This window comes from Pontibacter silvestris (assembly GCF_020907275.1).
GTDB classification, from domain to species: Bacteria; Bacteroidota; Bacteroidia; order Cytophagales; family Hymenobacteraceae; genus Pontibacter; species Pontibacter silvestris.
The window spans coordinates 1-846 of sequence record NZ_JAJJWI010000090.1; the positions used below are offsets into that span (position 1 = coordinate 1).

Here is an 846-nt window from a genome sequence, read left to right on the forward strand (position 1 = left end):
GCACTGTTGAATAAGCATGACAACTTAGGCTCCTTGAAGCACGGGGATGAAAAAGACCCAACAGCAGATCGCCGAGGCGCTCCACGGCTCCTGGCGGGAAGAGCTGCTGTTTGAACTGAAGTCTTGCCTGCACTTCTACAGGCTCTATGAAGCAGCCCTCCAGGAGTGTGACCAGGTGATCGAGAGCTCCCTTGTGAAGCATGCGCCGCAGACTCCGGTATCCGAACTCGAAGAGAAGGCCTTGAAGCAAAGCAAGAAGAAGAGCAGTAAGAATACACCCGGGTTCAATGTTTCCAGGATAGCCTACCAGTACTTCAAAACTGACCTCCTGGCCATCTCTGGGATCAGCTACGGCACCGTTCTCTGTCTGCTGGCGACGATGGGGAAAGATCTGCACAGGTTCCCAACGGCCAAGAGCTTCGCCAGCTGGCTGCGCCTTGTTCCAAACAACAAGGTAAGCGGCGGCCGTATTATAAGCAGCCGCACGCCATCGGGTAAATCCTATCTGGCAATGGCGCTTCGCCAGGCGGCCAATTCCATTGGCAACCAGAAGGACCATGAACTCACCCCCTTCTTCAAAAGGATAGCCTTTAAGAAAGGGAGAATAGCCGCCATCACGGCAACGGCAAGAAAGCTGGCCGTCATTATCTGGAATATGGTAACCAAGGCAGAACCCTACAGGAAAAACGAGATAAAGGAAAACAATGAGAAAAGCAGACGGATTGGGTTGAGGCAGGTGGAAAAACGCATACAGGCGCTTAAACTAAATCAGAGCGAACTTGAAAAGCTTTTCTCAAAAGCTTCTTTTTTAGCTACTTAAAATCAAGTTGTACAGAATAGGTTGAC

1 protein-coding gene is annotated in these 846 nt (G+C 50.7%); it reads left to right on the top strand.

Translation table 11 applies throughout. The annotated features are described in order from the left end of the window. The first annotated feature begins 46 nt into the window (after positions 1–46). Positions 47–820 carry a transposase gene (locus tag LN995_RS21685; protein WP_229963185.1) on the top strand — a complete coding sequence of 258 codons (774 nt, stop codon included), beginning with the start codon at positions 47–49 and terminating at the stop codon, positions 818–820. Positions 821–846: the final 26 nt, after the last annotated feature.

Bases quoted from the DNA above. Each gene is read 5' to 3' on its own strand.
- LN995_RS21685 (WP_229963185.1), top strand. From the start codon at position 47: ATGAAAAAGACCCAACAGCAGATCGCCGAGGCGCTCCACGGCTCCTGG.